Annotated in this window: 17 protein-coding genes; 1 reads left to right on the top strand and 16 read right to left on the bottom strand. The window is 61.8% G+C overall.

Features of this window, described 5'->3' with window-relative positions; translation table 11 throughout:
- Nucleotides 1–3: 3 nt before the first annotated feature.
- The 9 genes from LPB73_RS18525 to LPB73_RS18485 all read right to left on the bottom strand — a co-directional run bounded on the left by LPB73_RS18525 (nucleotide 4) and on the right by LPB73_RS18485 (nucleotide 8,510).
- Nucleotides 4–828, bottom strand: coding sequence for an ABC transporter permease (locus LPB73_RS18525; protein ID WP_231077802.1), 825 nt, complete (start codon nucleotides 826–828; stop codon nucleotides 4–6).
- Nucleotides 821–1,636, bottom strand: coding sequence for an ABC transporter ATP-binding protein (locus tag LPB73_RS18520; protein ID WP_175366902.1), 816 nt, complete (start codon nucleotides 1,634–1,636; stop codon nucleotides 821–823). The genes LPB73_RS18525 and LPB73_RS18520 overlap by 8 nt, the downstream gene beginning before the upstream one ends.
- Nucleotide 1,637: 1 nt before the next feature.
- Complete coding sequence (locus LPB73_RS18515; protein ID WP_231077801.1) at nucleotides 1,638–2,645, bottom strand: ABC transporter substrate-binding protein; 1,008 nt, start codon at nucleotides 2,643–2,645, stop codon at nucleotides 1,638–1,640.
- A 363-nt stretch (nucleotides 2,646–3,008) separates the two neighbouring features.
- Nucleotides 3,009–4,169, bottom strand: coding sequence for an acyl-CoA dehydrogenase family protein (locus LPB73_RS18510; RefSeq protein ID WP_231077800.1), 1,161 nt, complete (start codon nucleotides 4,167–4,169; stop codon nucleotides 3,009–3,011).
- 251 nt (nucleotides 4,170–4,420) lie between these two features.
- Nucleotides 4,421–4,816: a hypothetical protein gene (locus tag LPB73_RS18505; protein WP_175366900.1), complete on the bottom strand. Its 396-nt coding sequence runs from the start codon at nucleotides 4,814–4,816 to the stop codon at nucleotides 4,421–4,423.
- Nucleotides 4,817–4,835: 19 nt separating this feature from the next.
- Nucleotides 4,836–5,243 (bottom strand): hypothetical protein, encoded by a 408-nt coding sequence (locus tag LPB73_RS18500; RefSeq protein WP_231077799.1) that lies wholly within the window; start codon nucleotides 5,241–5,243, stop codon nucleotides 4,836–4,838.
- On the bottom strand, nucleotides 5,240–6,430 hold the full coding sequence (locus tag LPB73_RS18495) for a glycosyltransferase family 4 protein (RefSeq protein ID WP_175366898.1): 1,191 nt from the start codon (nucleotides 6,428–6,430) through the stop codon (nucleotides 5,240–5,242). Before LPB73_RS18495 ends, LPB73_RS18500 begins: the two co-directional genes overlap by 4 nt.
- 8 nt (nucleotides 6,431–6,438) lie before the next feature.
- Complete coding sequence (locus tag LPB73_RS18490; RefSeq protein ID WP_231077798.1) at nucleotides 6,439–7,719, bottom strand: glycosyltransferase; 1,281 nt, start codon at nucleotides 7,717–7,719, stop codon at nucleotides 6,439–6,441.
- The gene (locus LPB73_RS18485) at nucleotides 7,716–8,510 is read right to left on the bottom strand and encodes a WecB/TagA/CpsF family glycosyltransferase (protein ID WP_231077797.1); all 795 of its coding nucleotides are present in this window, start codon (nucleotides 8,508–8,510) and stop codon (nucleotides 7,716–7,718) included. The genes LPB73_RS18490 and LPB73_RS18485 overlap by 4 nt, the downstream gene beginning before the upstream one ends.
- A gap of 108 nt (nucleotides 8,511–8,618) precedes the next feature.
- Between LPB73_RS18485 and LPB73_RS18480 the strand changes: the two genes are divergently transcribed.
- Nucleotides 8,619–9,815: an endo-1,4-beta-xylanase gene (locus LPB73_RS18480; protein ID WP_231077796.1), complete on the top strand. Its 1,197-nt coding sequence runs from the start codon at nucleotides 8,619–8,621 to the stop codon at nucleotides 9,813–9,815.
- 13 nt (nucleotides 9,816–9,828) lie between these two features.
- On the opposite strand, the gene LPB73_RS18475 is transcribed toward LPB73_RS18480, so the two are convergent.
- From LPB73_RS18475 to LPB73_RS18445, 7 genes are all read right to left on the bottom strand, one after another.
- Nucleotides 9,829–11,268 carry a polysaccharide biosynthesis C-terminal domain-containing protein gene (locus LPB73_RS18475; protein ID WP_231077795.1) on the bottom strand — a complete coding sequence of 480 codons (1,440 nt, stop codon included), beginning with the start codon at nucleotides 11,266–11,268 and terminating at the stop codon, nucleotides 9,829–9,831.
- Between the two features lie 2 nt (nucleotides 11,269–11,270).
- Nucleotides 11,271–12,323, bottom strand: a complete 1,053-nt coding sequence (locus LPB73_RS18470; RefSeq protein WP_231077794.1) for an acyltransferase family protein — start codon at nucleotides 12,321–12,323, stop codon at nucleotides 11,271–11,273.
- Between the two features lie 4 nt (nucleotides 12,324–12,327).
- Nucleotides 12,328–13,434 carry an acyltransferase family protein gene (locus tag LPB73_RS18465; RefSeq protein ID WP_231077793.1) on the bottom strand — a complete coding sequence of 369 codons (1,107 nt, stop codon included), beginning with the start codon at nucleotides 13,432–13,434 and terminating at the stop codon, nucleotides 12,328–12,330.
- Nucleotides 13,435–13,501: 67 nt separating this feature from the next.
- Nucleotides 13,502–14,584 carry a glycosyltransferase family 4 protein gene (locus LPB73_RS18460; protein ID WP_231077792.1) on the bottom strand — a complete coding sequence of 361 codons (1,083 nt, stop codon included), beginning with the start codon at nucleotides 14,582–14,584 and terminating at the stop codon, nucleotides 13,502–13,504.
- The gene (locus tag LPB73_RS18455; RefSeq protein ID WP_231077791.1) at nucleotides 14,581–16,002 is read right to left on the bottom strand and encodes a VpsF family polysaccharide biosynthesis protein; all 1,422 of its coding nucleotides are present in this window, start codon (nucleotides 16,000–16,002) and stop codon (nucleotides 14,581–14,583) included. Before LPB73_RS18455 ends, LPB73_RS18460 begins: the two co-directional genes overlap by 4 nt.
- Nucleotides 15,999–18,311, bottom strand: coding sequence for a GumC family protein (locus tag LPB73_RS18450; RefSeq protein WP_231077790.1), 2,313 nt, complete (start codon nucleotides 18,309–18,311; stop codon nucleotides 15,999–16,001). The genes LPB73_RS18455 and LPB73_RS18450 overlap by 4 nt, the downstream gene beginning before the upstream one ends.
- Nucleotides 18,292–19,716 (bottom strand): outer membrane beta-barrel protein, encoded by a 1,425-nt coding sequence (locus LPB73_RS18445; RefSeq protein ID WP_120288782.1) that lies wholly within the window; start codon nucleotides 19,714–19,716, stop codon nucleotides 18,292–18,294. Before LPB73_RS18445 ends, LPB73_RS18450 begins: the two co-directional genes overlap by 20 nt.
- Nucleotides 19,717–19,883 lie beyond the last annotated feature (167 nt).

Genomic DNA, 19,883 nt, shown 5'->3' with positions numbered 1-19,883 from the left:
TGTTCAGGCCTGCTCCTGGTCCCAGCGCTGCACCGTGATCCGCGTCAATGTGCGAAAGATGACCCCTTCGACGACGAGGCCGATCAGGATGACCGTGAGCAGTCCCGCGAACACGCTGGCCGTCTCCAACTGTGCACGGCTGGTGTAGATGAACCAGCCGAGGCCGCCGGAACGGGCACTGACGCCGAATACGAGTTCGGCAGCGATCAGCGTTCGCCATGCGAAGGCCCAGCCGATCCGCAGGCCCGACAGGATCTGCGGAAATGCCGCAGGCACCAGGATCTCCACGACAAAGCGGCCGCCGGACAGGCCGAGATTGCGGCCAGCCATCCGCAGCGTCGGCGGCACGGCGAGGAAGCCGCCATAGCAGGCCAGCGCCACCGGCCACAGTACCGAATGGACGATGACGAAGATCAGGCTCGGCGTGCCGATGCCGAACCACAGCAGCGCAACCGGCAGCAGCGCGATGGCGGGAAGCGGATTGAACATGGATGTCAGCAGCCCGAGCGCTTCGTTGCCCCAGCGTGACAGCGCGGCGAGGGTCGTGAGCGCCGCGGCGACGGCGACACCCAGTGCATAGCCGGTGATCAGGACGCGCAGCGACGTCAGGGTGCGGTCCGGCAGTTCACCGGAAACGATAGCCGCCCACAGCGCCGACAACGTCGCGCCCATGGTCGGCAGCAGCAGCGCGTTGTCGAGCCAGCGCGCATAAAGCTCCCAGATCAGCGCAAAGCCCGCGAGGATCACGGCGCGGCGCCACGGCGTACTATCGAACGCGCGCCGCAAAGCGGGCGCGCGCACCAGTTTCGGCGCAGCAATATCAGACATGTTCGGTTTCCGGATCGGCGAACACGCTCTGCTGGATCTGTCGTTCCAGCTCGGCGAAGCGCGCGGTGCCGCGGATGCGGGTGTCGGGCGGCACGTCGAATGTCGCGGCCAGCCGGCCGGGATGCGGCGTCAGTGCGAGGATGCGGGTGCCGACGCGGATCGCCTCGTCGATGCCATGGGTGACGAATAGCGCCGTGCTCCCGGTCTCCTCGCACAGCTTAAGCAGTTCGTCCTGCATCTGTCGACGCGTCAGCGCATCCAGTGCAGCGAACGGTTCGTCCATCAGCAGCAGCGCCGGCTCGAGCGCGAAGGCACGGGCGATGGCGACGCGCTGCTTCATGCCGCCGGACAGCGTATGCGGATAGGCATCGACGAAATTCTTCAGCCCGACGCGGCTGAGCCAATGACGCGCGACATCCTCCGCCTGCCGGCGCGGCAGCGACTTGCCGCGCTCCAGCGCGTAACGGACATTGCCCAGCACCGTGCGCCACGGCAGCAACTGGTCGAACTCCTGAAACACCGTCATACGATCGGGGCCAGGCGCATCGATGCGCCGCCCGTGTAGCCGGATCTCGCCGGTGCTGGGCTTCAAAAAACCGCCGACAGTACGCAGCAGCGTGGACTTGCCGCAGCCGGACGGGCCGAGCAGCACCAGCCGCTCGCTGGCCGAGAGTGTGAAGCTGACATCCTCGACAGCCGTGAGGATGCCGTCGCGGGTGGGATAGCTGATACTGACATGATCCAGCGCCAGCAGCGGCGCCGTTACGGCGTCACCGATGAAGTCAGCCGATCGCGGCGCGACGTTCACGTCAGCTTCCCGGCTTTTCGCCCAGGCCGGACCAGAACAGATCCCGCCACGACGCCGGTGATTGCTTGATGAGGCCGACCTTGGCTTCGAAGTCGGCGAATTTCTGCGCACCTTCGGGAATCGTGGTGAAGTTGATGTTCTTGTCGCGGATGATGCTCTCGACGAAATCAGGCGTAAGCTTCGAGTTTTCCGCCTTGATGTAAAGCGCAGTGGCTTCCTTCGGATTGGCCTTGATCCAGTCATTGGCGCGGTCGAGGCCGCGCACGAAGGCCTGGATCGTCTTCGGATTGTCGTTCACGAATTTGGTGGTTGCATAAACCACGTTGAATGTATGCGGGCCGCCGAGCACATCGTAGCTGTTCAGCACCTGGTGCACTTTTCCGCTGGCGAGTTGCTGTTGCGAGAACGGCGGCGAGGTGAAGTGTGCCGTGATCTCGGAGCGACCCGACAGGATCTGCGCCGTTGCGTCCGGATGCGGCATGCTGACGGTGAGTTCGTCGAGCTTGTCGTATTTGCCGAACGCCTTGTCGGCGGCCATCTGCAGCACGATCGGCTGGAAGCCGACCTTGACTGACGGCAGCGCGATGCGGTCCTTCTCGGTGAAGTCGGCGAGTGTCTTGATGTTCGGGTTGTTGGTGGTCAGGATATTGGCCATCGATCCCAAGGCGGCGACGCCGATGATCTTGGCGGTGGTCCGCGTCTTGTCCCAGGTCAGGATCATCGGCGTGATGCCAGCGGTGGCGAAATCCAGCCCGCCGGAAATCAGAGCTTCATTCATCGATGCGGCGCCCGAGAGTCGCAGCCATTCGATCTTCGGCGGTGTGATGCCAAGCGCCTTGGCCTCGTCCTCGATCAAGCCTCGTTCGCTCGCGACGATGAGCGGGAGATAGGCGATCCCGAACTGCTGCGCGATGCGGAGCTGGGCCGTCTCGGCGCGAACGCCTTGCATAGTCGCCGCGACAAAGCCCAATGCGAGCGCGCCGACGTGCAGAAATCTTGCTGTCTTCATGATATGTCTCTTCGGTGCCTGCTGATGCGGCATAAGTGTGCGCTTTGGAGAAGTTGCAACTACACTTCAGGAAATCAAGCAAAGCGTCCAGCACGTAGACGCGATGGCGTCATGTTCGGAAGAAGCCTGCTGGTACCGCGGTGAATGCAGGAGAGTTTTTCTCGGAATGGCTTGTACGAGAGAACGTCATTGACCTGTCGGTCAGCAGTTTCAGGGCAGGGTTGCTGATGGGGGGCTGTCTCAAGCGAGGCGTCTGGCAATTTCGGCGCCCGCGCGCCGCCTCAGGATGGCCATCGACCTCCTGACGCCATCCCTGAATGGTCGCAGCGCTCGATCAAACAGCGACGGCTTTTGCCGTGCGCGTCATTGCTGTTCCGTCTTCCAGTCGCGCTTGATCTTCTTGGCGAGCGACCATTTGTGGACTTCGGTCGGGCCGTCATAGATGCGGAAGGCGCGGATCTCGCGGAAGGCCTGTTCGACGATGGTTTCGCCGGAAACGCCGGTGCCGCCCATCACCTGCACGCAACGGTCGGCGATCCGCATCAGCGCTTCCGATACGGCGACCTTGGCCATCGAGCTTTCGGCCGTGCCGAGCGAGCCGGTGTCGAGCACGTCGGCGCACCAGTCGATCATCAGTTCCGACTGTTTGATGTCGATCAGGTTTTCCGCCAGCATGAAGCCGACGCCTTCATGATCGATCAGGGCCTTTCCGAATGCATGGCGACGACAGGCATAGTCGGTCGCGATCTCGTTGGCGCGGATCGCAAGACCCAGCCAACGCATGCAATGCGACAGGCGCGCCGGGCTGAGGCGGATCTGTGCGTATTTGAAACCGTCGCCTGACGCGCCAAGCATCTGGTCTGCCGGGACACGCAGGTTTTCGATCTCGATCTCTGCATGGCCGCCGGGCATCGAATTGTCGATCGTATCCAGCACGCGCAGGGTGCGGATCGCAGGATCGGGCAGATCGACGAGGAACATGCAGGCGCCGTCATCGGACTTCGCCATGACGATACCGACCTTGGCGCCTTCCGCGCCGGTGATGAACTTCTTCCGCCCGTTGATGACCCAGTGATTGCCATCGAGCCTGCAGGTGGTCCGCATCATCGACGGATCGGAGCCGGCGCCGCCTTCGTCTGCCGGCTCGGTCATGAAGAATGCCGAACGTGCTTTGCCCGACACCAGCGGTTCCAGAAAACGCGTCTTCTGTTCGGCTGTGCCGACCTTGCCGAGCAGATACATATTGCCCTCATCGGGCGCCATCGTGTTGCAGGCAAGCGGACCCAGCGGCGAAAGACCGGATTTGATCAGGGCCTTTGCCGTTTCGCGCTGCGTCAGATGCGACCCATCCGCAAGAATGTGCGGGGTCAACACGCCGGACTTGCGGGCTTTGTCGCGCAGCTCTTGCACCAGTTCGTCGCTCGGGCCGTGAGCACCTGTCCGCGGATCTTTCTCATAGGGGATGACTTCGGCGCGAATGAAGGTCTCGATCCTGGCGGCAATGGCGTCGGCGCGATCAGTCATGGAAGCAGATACTCCGGTCGCCCCTTGGGCGAAGCCCTGGGGCGGGATTGAGGCAGGCGGGGCCGATCACGGTACGGGTGGCGGCCGGCGACGAGGTGAGGGATAACATTTATACGATCAGTATGCCTGATCGCATCGAACTCGGCTACGAGGCATCGATCATCCTGAAGGGTGTCGTGGCGTCACTGGCCCGCGCATGGCGTGCTGATTGGCCGAATCTTGATCGGCTGGTCTTGACCGGTGGAAAACCGCTATTTCGGCGCCGGCTCGGCGGCATCGAGATTGATGCCTGGGAAACGCCGTCTCAGGTCCCGCTTCAGCGATCTGAAATGCTCGATATTGGTCTCGAGCGTCCGCAGCCGTGCTTCGCCGATGCGAATCTCGTCATCCGATTTCTGCAGGAGTTCCGCCCGCGGGTCCGACTGGCTGTTGACGTCCTCGATCTCGTTACCGCCGACAATTGCGGCGATGGAGATGACGTCTTCCAGTCGACGCTTCAGGCCGTCATGCTCATATTCTGCGCTGCGCAGGCCGGAGTCGATGGTCGCCGCAATGGCAAGAACCAGCCGTTCATCGGTGATGCGGTCGCGTTCCGGGGAGCGTGTTCGGAATGTCTCGGACGAGGAGCGAAAGATGCGCTTCAGCATGGCGGCATTTCCCTCTGGCTCAGGTGAGACCCTTGATCTTCTTACACGATGTTGCGGAGCCTGACGACATCTGCACAATGCCCGATGTCGATTTCGTTAGCACGAGCTCCTTGGCGGAGATGAAGCGTAGCGTGGCTCTGGGGTTGGCGTCGCAGAATCGCGACAGCGTCGCCGCGGTGGCGGCCACCGTGTCCTGTTTCGGAATCACCGCGATGGCCCCATCCTTCAGGATGTAGGCATCTTTGACGTTCGGCATCGTCGCCGTCGCTGTGCAGACCTTGAACAGGCCTTCATAGGCCTGTGGCGGCATGGTGAGATCGCCTGCAAGACCGCCGAGCAGATATTCCCGGCTCTTGTTGCAATTATCGGCATGCGCGGTGCTTGCGGTGAGTACGAGCAGTGTGATGATGGCAGCGAGCTGTTTCATGCCGATGCCCTCAGCTCCGATCCCGTCTGCAAGGCATCCTCGGACGGCGATGGCCGCTTCAAACCATAGGTTTCCGCGGCACAGCGTTCCCACGACAGATCTCGCGCATGTGCGGCGGCGCCAGCGCCGAGGCGCGCCCGCAGCTCATCGTCCTCGGCCAATTGCCGGATCACATGGGCGATCATGTCGACGCGGGGGGCGACCAGAAGGCCAGACTGGCCGGCGAGCACCGCATCGGGCACACCTCCGATATTGCTCGCCACGCTCGGCAGGCCCGTGGCACCGGCCTCGAGATAGACGAGACCGAAGCCTTCGACGCGGCCGGACGAATCCGGCACACCGGTCAGACAAAAGAAGTCCGCCGCACCGTAGATGTCGCGAATTTCTTCATTCGATAGCGCGCCGAGCAGCCTGACGTCGCAGTCCGACGCGGCGATCATGCCGCGAAGCTCATCGACATAGTCAGCCTCTCCCTGCGGACCGATGACCAGCCAGGTGACGCGCTGACGTAATTCGTCAGGAAGCTGCGCCAGTGCGGCGAGCGTGAGGTGGTGTCCCTTGCGCCGCGTGAGCCGCGCCACGGTGACCATGACGATCCGGTCGGGCGCAATGTCATAGATCGCGCGTGTGGCAGCGCGGTCGCTACGCCGGCCGGACCAGAAATCGGAGACGCCCAGGCGAATGGCATGGATGCGGCGTTCGTCGATCGTGAATCTCTTGCGAAACAGCTCGCGTGTGAAGTTGCTATTGGCAGCGACCTCGGTGCGTGGCCCGAACACGCCACTGAAGCGGATCGCCAGTCGCTTCAGTGGCGTCTGCGTCTCATTAATCTCTGTACCGTGCACAGTCATCAGCATCCGCGCCGGCGTGCGGCCGCGCGCGAGTGCGACCGGAATGAAGAAGGGCCAGTCGGCGGCATGCACCACATCGAACGGAGCCGTACCGATCCGGCTGCGCGCCAGCATGATCTTGGCGGGCAGATCGCGCGCCGAATGCAATCCGCCGCTGAAGCGGTGGATTGCGAAGGGCATGGCGCGATCGTCGGCTGACATATCCTGTGCGTAATCGGGAGCGACCAGCGTCACCCGCGCGCCGAGCTGCGTTGCGGCCAATGCGATCTCGTGGGCGTAGGTGCCTATCCCGCCGCGTGCGGGAGCATATTCGCTCGATAGCAACAGGATATTCACAAATAACCTCAGTGTGCCGCGGAGGGCGTCATCGTCATGTTGCGCGCATTCTGGATGTCCTGGTGATAGGTAAAGACGCGCGCCAGCTGTGTTGCTGGTGTGAAATTATCGATCGCGCTGGCAACCTGCACCGGGTTGATTTCGCCTGTGCCGATCGCATCGCGGGTATCGAGGAAACGTTGGGCCAGGTTCTCGATCATCTCGTCGCGCGACGCGCTACGTGAAATCAGGTAGCCACTTTCGCCATCATGGATCACCGATTCCAGCTGCGGCAGGTGCACGGCGACGACCGGGCGGCCGACCGCAAGCGTCTCGAGCACGCAACGCGGCATGCCCTCGAATTCCGACGTCAGGATGCCTGCATGGGCATTGGCCAGTGTTGCGGCCATGCCGACAGCGTCCTTGAAGCCGTGCCGGATCGTGATGTCTTCGATCGCGGCGAATTCGGCAAAGCGATGCGGATCGCTGGTCCCGATATAATGGAATTCGAGATGGCCATGCAGCCGCTCGCGCAGGCGGGCGATGGTGCTGAACATCAACGGCGGATCCTTGAACTCGTCAAGGCGTCCCGCGAAGATGATTCGGAACGGCTCGGTCATCGCCGGAAATGGCTGTGGCTTGAAGATGTCGGTGTTGACCCAGGTCCATAGCGTATCGATCTTGCCGCTCTGGCCGGGATAGGTCTTTTGCAGCCGTTCGGTGATGAACGGATTCACGCACAGAAATTTTGCGCTGGTCGTGACCGCGAAACGCTCGCCGATATTGTGCACGAACGAATACTTCTTGAGGAGCGAATCCATCTGCAGCTTCGGCGCGCCCTCGCCATGCAGCATCTGGATGAAGGGGCGGCGCAGCAGCGTCGGCAGCCAGGAAAATTCGACGCGGCGCAGATCAACCGTGCAGCCGCGCTCGCGGATCAAGCGCGACACCGGTCCGAAATAGCGCAGTAACGCCATGAAGAACTGGCCGGTGAGTGATGAGCGGATGGTGCGCGCGGCCTCTCGGGCCTGCTGGTCGGAATAGTGCAGGATCGGGAGAAAGTCGAAGTCGCGCCCGCGGAAAGTCAGCCGTCGCACTTCGCCGAGCTTGAGGTCGCCGATCGAATCCACGCCAACGAACAGGATGTCCGTGTCCGTGGGATGGAAGGTGATGAAGTCGCGGATATAGGTCTCTAGCCCACCCACCTTTTGGCCGCGCGGATCGAAGGGGTGGATGAGGCAGATCTGGTAGCGTTGCTTGGCCGGCGCGGCGTTCCGGGCGCGAAGACCCAGAGTGAGTGTCGAGGTCATGCGGCTTTCCTAATGCGAGCGTTCAGGATTTGTGGAAGCGTACTGGCGATCAAACGTGGCACGGCGGCAGCGCAGCGTGCGTAACGGGGCGCAAGGCGGCGCGGATCCCGCAACATGCGCCAGGCCCATTCGAGACCGGCACGTTGGGTGAACATCGGTGCGCGAATTTGTGTACCTGCGATGAAGTCCAGCGCCGCGCCGAAACACAGGCAGCCCGTCCCGTCCAACTCATCAATACAGCGCGACGCAAACACTTCCTGCCGCGGGGCGCCCAGCGCGAGGAAACAGAGCTTTGCACCGGATGCGCGGATCTGTGCAATCGCTGTATCGGCTTCCGCTGAATAGGCCTCGAAGTTGCGACCAGGCGCGAAGGTGCCGACGATCTGCAAGCCCTGATATCGTTTGCGCAATTCCGCTGCGGTCTTGTCCAGCGTTGGCCTGTCGGAGCCGAACAGAAAGATGGGAAGCCCTTTCTTGCCTGCAGCTTCGCACAAAGGAGCAGCAAGATCAGCGCCGGTTGTTCGTGAAATAGGTTTGCCAAGCAGATGACTGAGAACGACGATCGGAAAGCCATCCGCAGTCACGAAGCGTGCGCGCCGGTAAGCCGCGCGAAAATCGGGCTTTTGTTGCAGATGTACGACATGATCGAGATTGAGCGTGCATACACTGAAGTTATCGCCGCGTTCGGCCGCTTCTACGATCGATAAAACGGCTTCGTCGAGCGATGAAACGTTCACGGTGACTCCGTCAACGGTGAGATTTTTGGCGTGTGGCGCCTGCGTCTTCGACATGTCGGTCCCCTGATGACGATGTAGCCGAGGTACGCTTGAACGAAGTGCACACCTGCTTGCTGCCGATGCAGCAAAGAAAAGTGAGTCGAAAATCATCTCCCCGACGTCATGGACATCAAAACGAACTATTGCGACGCAACGATGGCGATGCTGTCGCGCAATATGGAAAAGATAGCAGTCACGATTTTGAATCGATGGAGAGTGGATATGTTCGAATGTTCAAGGAGAAAGTCGCTCGCAGTCATCGCCGGTGCGACAGTCGCTATGCAACAACATGCACTCGGCGCGAATCAAATGCAGAGCCTTGGTACAATTGCGGCAAAAAATGGTTTGATGTTTGGCGCGGCTGCGGGGCCGGTGATCGACAAGGATGTCGGATATCGTGAGCTTTACACAACACAGACGAAAATTATAACGACGGACATCGCTCTGAAAATGGGCACGCTTGCGCCGATGGCGGGTCCGAAGCGATTCGAGAGCGCCGATCGATTGCTACAATTTTGTGCGAGCAATCGCATTCCCATGCGCGGTCATTGTCTGATCTGGAACGAATGGGTTCCGCAATGGATCAAGTCCATGAGCAATTCCGAGCGACAGGCCTTCTTCGATAGTTATATCGATGAAGTCGCCGGGCGCTATGCCGGCCAATTGCAGTCTTGGGACGTCGTGAATGAGCCGTTCTGGCCCGGTCACAAGGCACCCGGCGGCTATCGCCTTGGCCCGTGGTACGATGCCTTTGGCACTGATTATATCAGGCGCGCCTTCGCGCGGGCCGGTGCTGTGGATAAGAAGACTAAACTTGTGCTCAATGAGGCACAGGCGGAACGCGATGACGATGTCGGTCTCGCGGTGCGCGCCGGACTGTTGCGTCTGGTCGATGAGTTGCAGCACGCCGGTGTCCGGCTTGATGTCGTCGGCCTGCAGGGCCACTTGCAGCCGCGCTATCCGCATGATCCCCAGCGGTTTCTCGAATTCGTCCACGCGCTCGCCGAACGCAAGGTCGACATCTACATCACCGAATTCGATGTCCGCGACGACACGTTCCCTGATGATGTAGCCACGCGCGACAAGATGATTGCGGAGACCGGCGGGAAATTCCTCGAGACGGTGCTACAGGTCCCGGCGGTCAAGGCCGTGATCGCGTGGCAGCTGTCCGATCACTATTCATTCTATACGGACGCCGCGAGAAAGAAGAATCCTCTCGCAGAACGACTGCCACGGCCGCTGCCCTTCGATGAGAACATGCAGAAAAAGCCGCTGTGGTACGCAATGGCCCGTGCGCTGGAGACCGCCAAACGGTCGTGACGATTTCACGACATTAGAGCTCCGAAAGTTGCGGCTGCCGGCGCAGCATCCGAAGCAACGTCGGCCCGTAAAGGATGGCAAGGACCAACACGTAGATCGCCGCGCCTGCGGCGACATGTGCTGCCAGCAAGACATGGTTGGGCGCTTCGGGCAGTTGCGTCAGCAGTGCCGCCATGGCCCCAGTTGCGAGGACGATGCGGGCGAGATGCGCCCAGGGCAGGGTCAGGCCGAATTTCGAAAAACCGATGATGAAACTGACCAGCGCTGCGGCAATGGCGGACAGCACTGTCGCGCCGGCCGCGCCGACAAGTCCCCAATAGTGGATACAGATGAAGCTCGCCACGATCGTCACCAGTGCGTCGATGCTTGAGACGACGATCATCAGCTGGGTCTTGCTGTGCAGGAGAAACACCTGATCGCCGAAATGGGCGCGGATGTTGCGGATCGAACCGGCCAGGGCCGAGAGAGGCAGAATTGCCAGCGTCACCTGTTGAAACGGCGTGGCGATCAGTAGGTGCACGATCTCGGCCCGTAGCAGGAAGATGCCCGCAATGCTCGGCGCCAGAATGCCGATCAGCAGCGCACTGTTGTCGGCAAGCTGGCGCATCGCAGCCTTGCTGCCGCCTTGCTCCATGCTCTTGACCGCCAGCGGGAACGCCGCGGCCGTCACCAGCATCGCGGCCACTGCCGCGGCGCGCTGGCCCAGACCATAACCAACGGCAAAAAGGCCGGCGGCGGCGACGCCGAGCATGTCATTGACGATGAAGCGCGAGGCATTGAGGCCGACCCAGCCCAGCGCGCCACCGATAATCAGCGGAATGCCGTAGCTCACCGCATGGCGAATGATCTCGCGATCGATCGGCCACAGGCGGCGGCTGTAGCCGATATGGGGCAGGACGACCAAAGCGGCAATGAGCTGCGCGGCGGCATAGCCCAGCAGCGGCCATTCCGGCGACGGGCCGATCAGCTTGATGAGCACCAGGCCGAGAATGAAGCCGATCGACGGGCCGACGATCTGCTGGATCGAGTAGACGCCGATCTGGTGCCGGACCCGGGCGCGTTCGGCGATATAGAGATTGAGAGAGCGGCTGATGACATAAGCGATTGTGGCGCCGAGCAGCGCCGGGTTGGTGTCAGTCGCGATGACCGTATAGAGCACGCCGATCACGGCGGCGCTCTGCAGCACCAGCGAAACAAGAATGACGACATTCTCGGTGCGATAGAAGCGTTCGGCCTGTTCGCCGTCCTGATAACGACCGAAGAAACGCAGCGCGTATTGTGACCACCACGCGAGGAACGCGATCTGCAGCAGTTCATGCGTCGCGGTGATCAGCGTGATCACACCCAGCGTATGCTCGTTGACCACATGGGTCCACACGATCATCGCGATCAGCTGGAACATCGGCCCGACGATTTGGGCCGGAAGATAAAGGATCGTGCGCTTCAGCAGCATGGTCAGGCTCCGAGCCAGCGGACTGCGCGCGGCGGCGCCCATCGCTGCACGGCGAGCAACGCGATGAGGCTCAAGGCGACGGTGATGGCATACATCAGAAATGTCCCCGCAACCGGGCCGAACTGGCGCAGTCCGCCATGATCGCGCAAGGCCATGACAATGAAAATATGCCAGAGATAGATGAAGTAGCTGCCGGACCCGAGCATGGCCAGGACCGGCGCGCGGATGCCGAGTGCGAGCAACAGGACGCAGAGCGCAGCGGCATAGCCGAAGAACGCCATCGAATCATAATCGGCGGCGTCGCCGATCTTGAGCAGTCTCGCTGCCGCATAGATCACATAGGCCAGCAGTGCCGCGGCAGTGAGTGTCAGGCGCATCCGCGGAAGGGCCAGCCGCGCCGTCGATCCGGCGACCAGCATTCCCAGGGCCACGAAGCTGAACCAGAATGGGATATCGCGCATGCGCACTTCCTCGATCAGCCCATCGGACAGTCCGCGCTGGATCAGCAGGGGATCGAGATAGCTGCCGATAATCAGGCCGAAGACGAGGGCGAGCATCAGGACGACGCGCAGTCGCTCATTGGCTTGGGTCGGATCACGATGGGCAAACCACAGGGTCAGCCAGAGCATGAGCGTACAGCCGAGATAGACGAAGACATAATAATACACGAACACGTAAGCGAGCACGAAGCGGGCAGCCGTTGTCGTCGGGCGGTGATCCATCGCCGGATTCTGCAACGCCATGTAGAGATAGGCCGCAGCGAAAGCGATGGCGTAGGGGATCAATGCGGCCATCACACGCTTGCCGAGTGGAACGCGGCCCGACAGCGCGGTCAGATAGCCGGATGCGAACAGGAAGATCGGCACACAGGGGCGCAGCGCCGCATCGAGCATGGTCTTCCACGATGCATCGAGCGGTTGCTGCAGCGAATGGATGCCGATCACCATCAGAATGGCGAGGCCGCGCATGCTGTCGATGGCCACATCCCGGCTGGCCGTCCTCGCTTGAGCCAGCGGCCGCGCCGTCCCGGACATTGTCTGCGTTGCATCCACCATCAGTTCACGTCTGCCTTGGCACCGTCGCCGCGGCAATTCGCGTGCTGAAATGGCGATCATAAGCCTCATTGAGCGCGCGCCGCATGGGCGTCTCGAAATAGCGCAGGGACAGAATACTGGCGGCCGCAAGAATGGCGATGGCCAGCGGCACCAGGGCGAGCTTGCCGCCGGGAATGACGGGGGCAAGGAAGCGTGCCGCCAGCGTGAGGACGACGGTCGCGACCGGAATATGCAGCATGTAGGAGGAATAGGTCAGCGACGACCAGCGCTCGAAGCCAAGGCGCGAGAACAGGGTGGTCTGGCCGGAGAGGTCGTGATGGATAGCGAGCACCGCGATGAGATAGATGACCGCCAATGCTGCCATGATCGGAAGCTGCGCGCCGAAGATCAGGAACAGGACGAGGGCCGTGGTCAGCAGGCCCGGTATCGCCGGAAGCCGCGCAATCCGGTCGCGAAACAGCCAGCAGGCGATGCCGAGATTGAAGGCAGGCAAAGCGCGGAAGGCGCCGCCCTTGTTGATCCAGTCCGGCCAGGGCTCGGTGCCCATGGCAACGGCATAGATGCTGTTGGCCAGCAGCGGCAGCACGACGAGGGCCACAATCACCGTCCTGCTCCGCGCGATCGTCAGCACCATCAGCGGAAACAGCACGTAGCAGAAGAACTCTGCCGACAGCGACCAGCTCGGAAAATTGAAGGTCAGCCGGTCGCCATCGATGGCGTGCAGCAGCAGGAACTGCGCCGGCAGGTCCGAGAACGGATAACGTGCCGGGTTGTCGGTCTTGGCGATGCCCGCATGAAGCGCCAGTGCGATCACGATATAGAAAGCCAGCGTTGCCAGATGCAGTGGATAGATCCGCGCGAGGCGCCGCCAAAGGAAGCGACCGACCGCGGCGGGTGAGCCGACTTTCGCCAGATACTGGCTGGCAATGACGAAGCCGGAGATAACGAAGAACAGATCGACGAACAGATTGAAGTGCCAGGTGTGGTCCACCATGAAGCGACCGATTGGTAGTTCCTTGATGTAATCCGAATAATGCAGGATCACGACGGCGCTGGCCGCAACGATGCGCAGCCCGTCCAGATGTCGTGTGCTGGTGTCGATATCCTGCAAGAAGCATGTCCCCTGTTGAACGGACCAGGCGTGGCCCCGATCCGGCATGGGTGCCGGCGTCACGATCCTAATGCGCGACGTTGGGTTTCGCCGCCGAACGACGGCCGGCCAGTTGCCCGCCGGCGAGTTCGGCGATCAGGTCGATGACGATGTCGTGGTCGCTCGCTGCCAGCGCGTTCCAGCGCGCGAGGTTCTCGGTCGCTGCCGCAACATACTGCCTGCGCCACTGAGAAGCCGCGATAGCCCCGCCGATCTGTGACGCTGCGGTGCCGTGGTCCGACGGATCGATGAAGATGCCGGATGTGCCCAGTACTTCATGGAAAACAGGCGCATTTGGTGCCACGATCGGCAGGCCGGCGTATTGGGCTTCGAGCAGTGGCAAGCCGAGACCTTCATCATGCGAGGTGCAAAGGAAAATATCGGCCTCATTGAGAATGCGCGTCACATTCTCGGACGACTGGTAGCCATGCAAGGTCACGCAGGACATACGTTCGAGCGTCTTCCAGTCATCACCCCAGCCCTTGCGACCAACGATGTCGAGAGTGGCGCCGGGAAAACCGTGCTGGCGCAATTCACGTACGATATTGGCCGCAGCGATGAAGTTCTTGCGTGGCTCCACGGTGCCGAGGGCCACGACGCGCAGCGGCGACGTCTCGGGCTCGCGCTCGGTACGCTCGGCGGATTCCAGCTTGAACACGTTGCGCACCGGCGGGCGATACAGCGTGATCTTAGCGTCGGGGCGACAATGCTCGGCGAGCTTGCGCTGGGTGTCGCGCGAATTGGTTAGGAAACGCGGATAGTTCTTGAGCGCGATCTTGAAAGGCGTCGCCATATAGAGGCGCGCGCGGGCATTGAGATCGGCCTGTCGCGTCAGCAGGAAGTCGTCGTGCATATAGGGCAGCACACGTGATGAAAACATCCGCAGCAGCGGGCTTGGCGGGAAGCCGGGGCAGAGCAGGAACGACGAGGGAGACGCCAGGCGCATAGGCAGACCGAAAGTCTGCGTCGCCACCATCTGGCCGGTGCCGCGCGAGGTGATGGGCACGACATCGAGCGGCGCCAGCGCCTGTTCCGAGAACAGCTCCAGTGTGATCCGTTCGAGTCCGGTCACATGGCGTCCGAGATGGGTGTGATCGACATAGATAGTCATACAAACTCCTGATCCCGGGGGACGGCGCGGACATGCGGGGCCGCCATCGGCGGCCGCTGATGGACATAGCGGGGTGGCGCCACGGCCGGCGCGCGTTCGCGCGGCAACAGCAGCGCAATGAGCAGAACGAGTTGCGCCAGCTGGATGTTCTTCGACGAGAAGCTCACCGAGCTTGCCGCAATCATCAGGATCAGCAGCAAGATGGCGAAGGCTGTGCGGTCCGACCGGCGCAGCAGTTCGATGAAGAAGCAGGTCAGGCCCAGCGTGATCAGGATGGTGTGGATCAGGCCAAATTGCACGATGCAGGACACCCAGAAGTTCTCAATGCCATAATTCAAGCCGAGCTGCGACTGCAGCGCGTTCACGCGAACCGGATTGGGTCCGAGGATCAGTTCGCTCCACTGGAAATGATTGAGCATGTCGAAGGTCGCAAAGCGCGCCAGGGCGCTGCCTTTGTCCGACGAGAAGCGCAGCAGCATCTTGTCGAAGATGCCGAGATAGAGCGCAGCAAACACGACGCCTGCCGCCGCAAAAAGAAAGCAGATTGCGCCGACAGCGAACAGCAGCGGTACGCGCTTGCCGCGGATCAGCCGGATGGTCTCAAGCAGACCGAGGCAAGCCAACACGAACAATACCGTCATCAGCGCGGTGCGGCCGCCGAAGGCCATCAGCGAGCCCAGACTGAAGGCGATCAGTGGCACGCGGATCATGATCGGCGGGCAGATGGCCGGTCGCAGCACCAGCGCCATGATATAGGCGCCGACAATGCCCGAGGCCGTCAGCGGATGGCCGAGGAGCGCAGCCGAGCGCCATTCACCGACCACCAGCACGCTGCCGAGCGTCAGCGGAATGATGCGATGGCCGGAGAAATATTCGTAATAGCCAATCAGGATGTTGAGCAGCAGTGTCGCATGGATGGCCCAGACCAGCGGCCGTCGTTGCGCCGGCGTCAGCCGCCAGATCAGCAGGCACAGCAGCACCGGCAGCAGGAACGTGTCGATGATGACCGTGAACGGGCGTTCCAGCACGAACATCTGGATCAGCAGGACGAACCAGCAGAACAGGTGCACCAGCAAAAGCTTGGCGTCCGTGAAGGCACGGTTGATCTCACCGATCGGGTCACCGTCGCGCATCAGCAGCAAAAGCGTCGCGATGAATGTCGCATAGGTGCCGGGATGCAATTTCTCAAGAAAATTGCCGCCGGGTGTCAGATAGTGAATCTTGAGATTAGTCAGAACGCCGCCGGACAGTGTGAAAATCGCGACGATGGCGCCCAGCAGCACACTGACGATCATTAAATTAATGAGTTGGGCAGTGTTAACGATCTGCCGTCGTTGCGGAACGCGTGCACGCGAGCCCGCCGCGGCGAGGGCGCCGTTGCGATGCAGCCTGAGCGGCGCGGTCCGGGCCAATGTCAACGCGCAGCTCCCGCACTGGCGGCGGCGACGCCATAGGGTTTCAGATAGGCCGAGCTGCGGTAGTAGTCATAGAAGCGGATCTTGCTGAGATCGACCTGGGTCAGCACGGTGCCGAGAATGCGATCATGCACCGGCGCCAGCAGCTCCATCGTGTGGGCGACGACCTCGCGCGGTGTCTGATTCCAGGCCATGGCCAGCAAAATTCGGTCGGCGAGTTCGGCCAGTGCGCGGCCGTCGACCAGCGGGATCAATGGCGGCGAGTCGATAATGATCAGTTCATAATGCGACTTCAGGCGGTCGAGGATTTCGACGATCTGCTCCGAGAACATCAGCTCGGTGATGGCATCGACGTCCTTGATGGCAGGCGAGGGCAGGATCGAGAGGCCGGTGCTGCGATCGAGCAGGATGGCGCGCTCCAGCGACACTTCGCCGGTCGCCACCTGCAGCAGGCCGGCATCGGCATTGGGGCTGACGGCGCGGGTCAGGCCGGGATTGCGCAGATCGCCGTCGATCAGCAGTGTCTTGATGCCCAGCGTGGCGAAAGACAGTGCGAGATTGCCGGCGAAGGTCGTCTTGCCTTCACTTTCGAGGCCCGACGTCACCAGCACGACCTTGACCGTGTCGATCTTGCGTGCGCGCTGGATCGCCAGACGCACGGCGCGGATCGCTTCGGCGAAGAATGTGCCGGGCTCCTCGATGGCATAGCGCATCAGTGGTGGCTGCAATGCAGCCGGCAGCAGCCGCATGGTGCGCGGATCGTAACTGCCGAGTTCGGTGCGGCCGCGTTTGGCACGCCCGGCGAGTTCGCGACTGCTGATCGAGGGTAGAGCGGCCAGAGCGGGGACGCCCGATATCTCTTCGGCCTGCTCCAGCGTCTTGATCCGTCCGTCGAGATAGTCGGTCAGGAATGCCAGCACCGTGCCGCCGCCGAGGCCGAGCAGGATGGCAAAGCCGAGAATAAGCATCGTCTTCGGCGCGGAAGGCTTGAGCGGGATGCTGGCAAAGCTGACGATGCGGGAGTCCGGCATCTCCAGGCTTTCCTGCGCCGTCGTCTCCTTCGAGCGCGCCAGATATGACTCATAGAGCGTGCGGTTGGCCTCGGCCTCGCGCTGCAGCTCATGCAGCCGGACCACGGCCTGACCGGACGTGCTGGAGACGCCCTGCAGCTTGTCGAAACTGTCCTGCAGCGACGCCTCGCGCGATTTCGCAACGTCATAATCATGCGCCGTGCCCTGCACGATGCGCCCGATTTCCTCGTTGATCAGCCGCTGCGTGTCCTTGAGCTGCGCCCGCACATTGGCGACCTGCGGATGCCGCGGACCATATTTGCTGGTCAGGTCGGCTTCGTTCTTGGCGATATCGGCATATTGCGCGCGCAGCTTGGTCACCATCTCCGAGGAGACGGCGGCATTGAGCCCGCCGGCATCGCCGCCGGTTTTCGCCAATTGTTGCACCTGATCGAACTTGGCACGCGCCTCGGCGGTCTGCACCCGGGCAGCAATCAGCTTGCTGTTGAGATCGGTGATCTGCTGGTCGTTGACCGTCACGCCCTGCGAGACCGCGAGGTTATTGGCGGAACGATAGTCCGCGACGGCCTGTTCGGAGGTGACGACGCGGTTCTTCAGCGCATCGATCTGGCCGCCGAGCCATTTGGCTGCGATGCGCGTCGCGTCGAATTTGGCGCGGACCTGTTCCTCGAAATAGGCGTCAGCCACCGCATTGGCGATGGTCGCGGCTTTCTGCGGCGATTCCGAGCTGACGGCGATATCGACCAGGAATGTCGTGCCTTGTCGTGTCACCTTCATGCGGCGCTGGAGCAGATATATAGAGTATGCACGCGCGGCGTCTTCGGGGCTCACGCCATCGACCGGACTGCTGCTGCGAAACAGATTGCGGATCGGATCGAGCAGGCCGGGCTTTGGCATGAACTCGAGATCCTGCGTCAGCTTCAACTTGTCGACCACGCGCTGCAGGATCGTGAGCGACTGGATCAGCAGCGTCTGGCTTTCGATGGTCGCATCGTCCGTGCCGAAATTGGTCAGCACCGATTGATTGGTTTCGACCACATTGGCGCGCCGGGGATCGACCAGTACGGTGGAGTTCGCAGTATAGAGTGTGGTCGCCGTCGCCACATAAGCGAGGGCGATACCACCGAGCACGGCGGCGGGCAGCACGACCGCGCGCCAGCGCCGGCGCAGGATGCGCGCCATTTCCCGGAGATCGACGGTCGGCGCCTGCCAACCGGCAACGGCGGTCGGAACCGGTTCCGGTGCCGCCGGATAAGGCTGATCAAAATTGCGCTGTAACATTGAGCCCTACCTGGTGTTTGTCGTAACTGAAGGTGGGTATATCGCTGTCGCGCGATGTGTAGCGGTGATAGGCCGAGATCGCGCTGAAGCGGTTCATCAAATACTTCACGCTGGCATTGGTCGTGGTCACGCGGTCCTTGCGGGCCTGGCCGAAGAAGCGATCGATCTCATAGGCGCCCGCCAGCGACAGGATGACGTTGCGACGCAGCTCGTAGTCGACGCCGACCTGCACGGCATTGGCCAACACGCCGGTCGAGCTGGTATCGGATGTCTGTGTGACCAGTTGTTCGGCCTTGACGTGGATGTCCATCAATCGCGTCGGGCTCCATGTGAGCTTGGCGCGATAGGACGGTCCGTCGACGGTACCGATCAGAGGATTGTCGAAGCGCTGCTCGACATAGCCGCCGCCGAACTCGCCGCGGAGCAGATTGCCGAAACCGACGGTCAAGCCGGACAACGCGCGATAGCCGGTGGAGTCCAGCGTCTGGCCGGGTACGCCGCGGATGTTGCGCTGGTTGCCTTCGACGCCGCCGAACCAGCCGAGCACAGGCGAGAACGCATAATCGACGCGGCCGTGAAGCGCATAGATCTGGCCGTCGCGGCTGCTCTGGTCGATCAGACTGCCATCCTGCGCGCGCGCCGTGCCGTAATCGTACGAGTCGACGCGTGCGCCGATCGATGTCGCCAGCCGGTTGAATTCCTTGCGGACGGTCAGGTCGCCGGACATCAGATTATATGGAGTCGGTGTCACGGCATTGGAAGGCGAACTCAGCGAACCCACACCCTCATTGAGATGCGCGATCTGGAAACTGCCCAGCACGACCATATCGTTGGCTATATCGATCCAGCCGGCGCCCTTCAGGCTCACATCGGTCTGGTCAAGGCTTGAATTTTCGTTATAGGCTGTGGTTCGTGAATTGAGCTTGATGTCGATGCCGTGTCGTTCCCACAGCGTGTGCGCACGCAGGCTGGGTTCGATCACAGCTGCAACGTCGCCGCGCTTCTGGGTGTTCGAGGCAAACACATTGCTGTCATAGAGCGCGCCCGTCATCAGCGACGGGTTGAACATCCAGGATCCCTGGCGGATGCCGACGGGTTCATAACCAGGTTGCTGTCGCTTTTTTACTGGCATGTCCTCTGGCGCTACTGCTTCGCGGTTATCCCGGTCGACCAGATCGGGCAGCGCGGACGGTTCGAAAATCCGTTGCGCATTCCAGGGCGGCGCGAGCTCGTCGCTGGTTGCCGGGATCGCCTGAGCATTGGCGGGTGATGCAATACCAAGCAGAATCGCCGTGACCGGCCATGGCGCGATACGGAGAGCGCGGCGCGTGACGGGAATCGGCCGCAGCCCCTCCGGTCCTTCGCCGATCGCCTCCGATCCTGCTGATACAAACGTACATTTCATCACTCATCCCTTGCGAAGGACATGCATTCCTCCGCTATCGAATTGTCGTCGAGACTTGATTGCCGCTTAGAAATTCATCCCGGCGCTTACAAACTCAGCAAGCCCGTGATGAATGTCGCGCCCCCACTAGCGCACTCAACACTCGTCTGATGAAACGCCCTTCTCTT

The organism is Tardiphaga sp. 37S4 (assembly GCF_021044645.1).
In the GTDB taxonomy this organism is placed as follows: Bacteria; Pseudomonadota; Alphaproteobacteria; order Rhizobiales; family Xanthobacteraceae; genus Tardiphaga; species Tardiphaga robiniae.
Note: the sequence above shows the minus strand (reverse complement) of the source record. Positions and strands in the feature narration are given on the sequence as shown.

Excerpts from the sequence above, each read along its gene's own strand:
- LPB73_RS18445 (WP_120288782.1), bottom strand. The coding sequence starts at position 19,716 with ATGAAATGTACGTTTGTATCAGCAGGATCGGAGGCGATCGGCGAAGGA.
- LPB73_RS18500 (WP_231077799.1), bottom strand. The coding sequence starts at position 5,243 with ATGAAACAGCTCGCTGCCATCATCACACTGCTCGTACTCACCGCAAGC.
- LPB73_RS18475 (WP_231077795.1), bottom strand. The coding sequence starts at position 11,268 with ATGCTGCTGAAGCGCACGATCCTTTATCTTCCGGCCCAAATCGTCGGG.
- LPB73_RS18470 (WP_231077794.1), bottom strand. The coding sequence starts at position 12,323 with ATGGTGGATGCAACGCAGACAATGTCCGGGACGGCGCGGCCGCTGGCT.
- LPB73_RS18515 (WP_231077801.1), bottom strand. The coding sequence starts at position 2,645 with ATGAAGACAGCAAGATTTCTGCACGTCGGCGCGCTCGCATTGGGCTTT.
- LPB73_RS18480 (WP_231077796.1), top strand. The coding sequence starts at position 8,619 with ATGGACATCAAAACGAACTATTGCGACGCAACGATGGCGATGCTGTCG.
- LPB73_RS18525 (WP_231077802.1), bottom strand. The coding sequence starts at position 828 with ATGTCTGATATTGCTGCGCCGAAACTGGTGCGCGCGCCCGCTTTGCGG.
- LPB73_RS18510 (WP_231077800.1), bottom strand. The coding sequence starts at position 4,169 with ATGACTGATCGCGCCGACGCCATTGCCGCCAGGATCGAGACCTTCATT.
- LPB73_RS18485 (WP_231077797.1), bottom strand. The coding sequence starts at position 8,510 with ATGTCGAAGACGCAGGCGCCACACGCCAAAAATCTCACCGTTGACGGA.
- LPB73_RS18505 (WP_175366900.1), bottom strand. The coding sequence starts at position 4,816 with ATGCTGAAGCGCATCTTTCGCTCCTCGTCCGAGACATTCCGAACACGC.
- LPB73_RS18450 (WP_231077790.1), bottom strand. The coding sequence starts at position 18,311 with ATGTTACAGCGCAATTTTGATCAGCCTTATCCGGCGGCACCGGAACCG.
- LPB73_RS18460 (WP_231077792.1), bottom strand. The coding sequence starts at position 14,584 with ATGACTATCTATGTCGATCACACCCATCTCGGACGCCATGTGACCGGA.
- LPB73_RS18490 (WP_231077798.1), bottom strand. The coding sequence starts at position 7,719 with ATGACCTCGACACTCACTCTGGGTCTTCGCGCCCGGAACGCCGCGCCG.